General features: G+C 35.6%; 4 protein-coding genes. 3 read left to right on the top strand and 1 reads right to left on the bottom strand.

Annotation, left to right across the window (positions count from 1 at the left end):
• On the bottom strand, positions 1 to 1,780 hold a 1,780-nt coding region (locus L1D46_RS19700), incomplete at its 3' end, for a winged helix-turn-helix domain-containing protein (protein ID WP_239978094.1).
• 166 nt (positions 1,781 to 1,946) lie between these two features.
• Between L1D46_RS19700 and L1D46_RS19695 the strand changes: the two genes are divergently transcribed.
• From L1D46_RS19695 to L1D46_RS19685, 3 genes are all read left to right on the top strand, one after another.
• Complete coding sequence (locus tag L1D46_RS19695; protein WP_239978093.1) at positions 1,947 to 3,386, top strand: serine hydrolase domain-containing protein; 1,440 nt, start codon at positions 1,947 to 1,949, stop codon at positions 3,384 to 3,386.
• Between the two features lie 227 nt (positions 3,387 to 3,613).
• A complete protein-coding gene (locus L1D46_RS19690) occupies positions 3,614 to 4,048 on the top strand; it encodes a GNAT family N-acetyltransferase (RefSeq protein ID WP_239978092.1) in 435 nt (144 codons plus the stop codon).
• A gap of 106 nt (positions 4,049 to 4,154) precedes the next feature.
• The gene (locus L1D46_RS19685) at positions 4,155 to 4,574 is read left to right on the top strand and encodes a hypothetical protein (RefSeq protein ID WP_239978091.1); all 420 of its coding nucleotides are present in this window, start codon (positions 4,155 to 4,157) and stop codon (positions 4,572 to 4,574) included.
• Positions 4,575 to 4,601 lie beyond the last annotated feature (27 nt).

The following is a 4,601-nucleotide window of genomic DNA, read 5'->3' as shown; positions in this document are numbered from 1 at the left end:
GGTTAGTGTCTCCATTGCTGATAACTCGGCCATTGTGAAAGCTCAGTAATTCGTCTTTATCATTTAAAAAGACTTCTTTATAGGTCAATTGTGTTTTCAATGACACTATCTGATTAGTAGTTAAATTAAACCTAACTATCTCGTCATTGTGAGTGTTCTTATCAACAAACAAAATGGCATCTGACTTTTTATACCACGCTATTGGTTCACCAATGATTTCATTTAACCATCTGACTGAGAATTGGTTCTGTTCAAACTCAATAATAAACGGTTTGTTATTTATACTGCTTGCTATGCGGGTTCCCGAGATGTCCCAGATAGGCTTTGATAAAGCAAATTCTTGCTTAGTGTTCTCAAAAAGTAATGTTTCTTTTTCATTCTCTATATTTTTTAAAAAAAGTTGAGGTAGTCCATGTTTCATTGACATGTAGGCAATGTGTTTTTCATCCGGTGAAAGTGCAGCTCCTTTATCAATAGTGTTAGAGTTTATAATTTTGGTAGGAGTAGGCAGTAAATCTAAACTACTAATTAAGATATCTTGATCAGACTTAGCTTCAATAAAATAAAGCTTGTCTTTAACTATTTGGGGATAAACCAAAAAGTTATAGCTTTTAAAATTCAGAGTAGTTAGTTCTCCGCTTAATTTAAGTTGCTTTAACTCACTGCCATTGCTTAGCAGCAAAGAATCACCATCTTCAAACCAATCCATAAAATGCCAGTTATGATCGATTTTACCGACTGATGTAAGTTCGCTATTCGCTAAGTTTAAAAGCTTTACTTCAGATATTGCATTTTCATTAAACCCAACTAATGCTAATTGTTTTTGATCTGGTGATAAAGCGAGTTTATAAGGTTTAAAGTCATCACTTGGCTGGAGTAGTTTTTCATAATTGCCAGTTATCAAGTTATGGCGATACAAGCTTACATTTCGGCTGTGCTCGGAGCTATTTCGATTAGCCAAATAATAAAGGTTTTGCTGGTCATCTATAAAAAACAAACTGTTCCAAGTAATATCGCTACGCGAGAAAAGCTTTTCTTCATTTACTGCTTTAGCCTGTTCATTCAGTAGTAAGCGGTTAAATGAGATACCTTCTTCCCCTTTAAATGAATAAACCAGTGCATTTGTGTTTTTATCCCATGCAAGATAGGTAAACGCTTTTAAGGTTGTATTTAGTTGCCAATGTGAATTTAATTTTAGGTCTTTGATTAAAAGCTTTCGCTTGTTTGGTTTATTGGTAGCTTGAATATAAGCGACAAACCGCCCATCAGGGCTAACTTGCATGAAGCGTTCTTTTTCATTGCTTGCTGTAACTGGCTCAAGGTTCTCTAGAGAAATGTCATTACTTGAGCTAAAGAAACTAAAAAACAATATAAAGACAAATAGAACAGGGACAAGTAACAGTGTTTGTTTTAAATATTTTTTGTGGAGTAGTTCTTTAGATGAGGTGATTGCTTTCTTATCAGGAAAATGTATTTGAGCGTCAAGGCTGTAGCCTCGTTTTGGGTGTGTTTTGATAATGCTTTTGTTGTCATCAGACAATGCTTGCCTTAAAAGTGCGATATTTCTTCGAACTGAGTTTGGACTGTAAATTGCCTGTGGCCAGACAATTTCAAAAAGCATTTCGGCCGATAGAACTTGTCGCGGTCTTTGAGCAAAAACCAGCAGAAGAGCCATCACTTTAGGTTCTATAACTTGGACTTTACCTTCACTTACTACCTCGCCAGTTTCAACATCAATCAGAAAGTCATTAATACAAAATTGATTTGGCAATTCACTCACACTCAAAGCTAATCTTATCCTGTTGTTATTATTGGTTATTTTAAGCTTAATGCTTTCTTAATGTTTTCTTAATTGGTGCTTCATCGCTTTTTACGATTCATAACAGTAAAAAATTATCAAAAGGCCCAGTGCCATCTTAATCAATAAATAGTAAAAGGAATATAAAGTGAAGCAATATTTAATTACCCTTATAATTTTTATCTCTTGCATTAGTCAACAAGCACAGGCAACAAAAGAACTAGACTATAATAATTTGGCTAATCAATTCATCACTGTTTTGAACAGCAAAGATTTAAATAAGGTTGAAGGATTTGTAGTAAAGAACTTTTCGCCAGACTCTCTTGCGCGTTGGGATGGTACAGGCAAAGATCGATATGTTGGTTATTCTATCAACACCGCACTTTTCCATGGCGAGTTGAATGTTATTTCAACAGAGCTTGAAACCTCAAATAATCGTATACGACATATCAGTAAAGTGTATTCAAAAAATTCCGAAATGCAGCACGAGGTGGTTATTTTTTTTAATAATGAGCCATTACAAGCAATTACGGGTTGGTATATCGAGGCTGACCCTCAAAACCCAGACTCTAATGGTTCATTTACTGAGTCTCAATTAGTTAACGAGGTTAAAGAATATACTGAGAGGCTTGCTAAGAATGGCGCTTTCTCTGGCACAATCCTACTTGCCAAACATAATAATGTTTTATTTAACGCTGCATATGGCCTCGCTTCACATCGCTATGATGTAAAAAATAACTTAGATACTAAGTTTCAGATTGGCTCAATGAATAAGATGTTTACGAGTGTTGCTATATTGCAATTGATTGAAGCTGGCAAACTATCTCTTGATGATTCGTTAACTAAATTTATTGATAAAAGCCTTTTAGGCAAGGGCGACTTTGAAAAAATTAAGATCCGACATTTATTAAGTCATACATCGGGTATTGGCAATATGTCTGGGTATAGCGAAATAGAAAATAAAGTGCGTTCGCTCAAAGATATTCAACATTTATACACGTCTATTAACACAACATTTGAACCTGGAACACAATGGCGATATAGCAATACAGGTGTGACATTACTTGGTCAGATTATTGAGAATGTTACTGGCGAAAGTTATTTTGATTTCATTAACAAAAATATTTATCAAAAAGCCAACATGCAACAAAGCGGAAGTTTTGATCTAGACGTACCGGTCAAGAACACTGCTCGGAATTATTGGTTCTCAGTAGAAACGGGTCAAGTAACTGAAAACTTAATGTTTCAATCAGTGAAAGGGGGGCCAGCAGGTGGTGGATACTCAACGGTAGGCGATTTACATAAGTTCGCCTTGGCTATGCAAAATGGAGGGTTACTCAGTCGTGAGCTTTCTAAAGTTGCCCTTACAGCAAAGCCTGAACTTAATGCGCCAAACTGGGGCTATGGGTTTTCAGTCCGAAATTCAGAAGGAAATACGATTGTTGGGCATAATGGTTCGCATTTAGGTATGACTGCCAGGCTAAATATGTATATGGACAAGGGGTATATTTTAGTTGTGTTAGGCAATTATCAATCTTCTGCATGGCCTGTTGTGGCAAAAGTAGATCAACTAATAAAGCGTTTGTAAAAATTAATTAAAATTAGGGGCGTATTAAAGCCCCTAATAAACAACATGCAAATCTATTATTCTTAAATTTAATAACAATGTAATGGTTTTACGTTGTGGCAGTATTTGTGTCAGTAGGCTATTCCCTGTTTAAAATGCGCTCTAATTTTATATGTAGCAATCGGTTAGGAACTTTGTTAAAACTAAACTTCTTAAATAACAGGTGTTAACATCATAAAGGGATACTGGTGCAAGCATATAAAATCAGCACGGATAAAACTGACCTCGATATTGATGTAATTTACAGGTTTATTTCAAAAAGCTACTGGGCGTCCGGAATACCAAAGCAGACGCTAGAAACAGCCATTTCAAACTCATTTTGTTTTGGTGTCTATGATAGCCATAATTCTCAAATAGGTTTTGCCCGCCTCATAACAGACAAAGCAACATTTGCCTATCTTGCCGATGTATTCATAGTAGAGAGCCATCGAGGCAAAGGATTGAGCAAGTGGCTAGTTGAGAGCATAGTCTCTCACCATGAGCTTCAAGGCTTAAGGCGTATGGTATTGGCAACAAGAGATGCGCATGGTTTGTACGCGCAATATGGTTTTCAACCAATTGAGAATCCAGAGATGTTCATGCAAATTTGGAATCCAAATGTTTACCATGATCTAGAAAAGTAACAACAATTTAAAGGTTTTATAAAACCAACTACATTTAATTCGTGGTGAACTTAGCGTTTTATAGCAGTGTTATCATATACAGGCATTAGGGTAGATAAGGAAAGTCATGGATAAATTTTGTTGGGAAATTACTGTTCAAGATCTTAATGAACATGCTGTTTGGCTTTTTAAGTATTGTAAGGATGATTCAGTTGATGAAACGATTGTAACACCAGCATCTGAAGCTGATACATTAAACCCAAATAATCAGTTACTTGTAAAATCACAATTTACTGATGCTATAGGCAATAAATTCTTGGGTTACATTAATGTTGGATTAGCTGGGGTTGAGTATACACAACCATGTTTGTTTGTTGATGATGAACCAGTTAGCTTTTGGTTTGGCATATCAACACCCAATACAATTGATTTACCAAAGCTAAACTTTCCAATTCAAGCTGTTTCAGAGCCTATCTATGGCCTGCCTTCTCAAATCGAGATTATTAACGGCTATATTTCTTCTAGTATTGAGATATCTACACAATAGACTGATAACCTAACAAATATTTATAAC

Source organism: Pseudoalteromonas sp. Isolate3 (genome assembly GCF_022398505.1).
GTDB lineage: Bacteria > Pseudomonadota > Gammaproteobacteria > Enterobacterales > Alteromonadaceae > Pseudoalteromonas > Pseudoalteromonas apostichopi.
The sequence above is the reverse complement of the archived record's forward strand: the minus strand, read 5'-3'. Positions and strand labels throughout refer to the sequence as shown.

Coding starts and splice junctions, on each gene's coding strand:
- L1D46_RS19685 (WP_239978091.1), top strand. CDS start 4,155: ATGGATAAATTTTGTTGGGAAATTACTGTTCAAGATCTTAATGAACAT.